The sequence below is a fragment of the Pseudomonas sp. SIMBA_068 genome, assembly GCF_046534705.1.
In the GTDB taxonomy this organism is placed as follows: domain Bacteria; phylum Pseudomonadota; class Gammaproteobacteria; order Pseudomonadales; family Pseudomonadaceae; genus Aquipseudomonas; species Aquipseudomonas putida.
In genome coordinates this window covers 1-268 of the sequence record NZ_JAWRYI010000618.1, presented here as the reverse complement: position 1 = coordinate 268, position 268 = coordinate 1, and the positions used below count along the sequence as shown (strand labels likewise).

Annotated in this window: 1 protein-coding gene; it reads left to right on the top strand. The window is 64.9% G+C overall.

Annotated elements, in window-relative coordinates; genetic code table 11:
• Positions 1-268, top strand: a 268-nt coding sequence (locus SB756_RS30680) for a heme-binding protein (protein ID WP_410913317.1), incomplete at both ends; no start/stop codon positions are given.

The window sequence follows — 268 nt, the reverse complement described above, 5'->3', positions numbered from 1 at the left end:
CCAGCAGAACCTGTCCACCGCAGCGGCGTTGCAGCTGGCGCAGAAAGCCACTGACATCGCCCGCAGCCGCGACATGAAAATCTGCATTGCCGTGACCGACGCTGACGGCCACCTGCTGGCGTTCACCCGCATGCAGGGGGCTTACGCGGGCTGCGTCGAGGCGTCGATCGCCAAGGCGAAATCCGCCGCGCGCTTCGCCATCGACACCATCACGTTCTATGACCTGGCGCGTAAGGAAAACCTGGCCATCGGCACCATCCCCGGCATC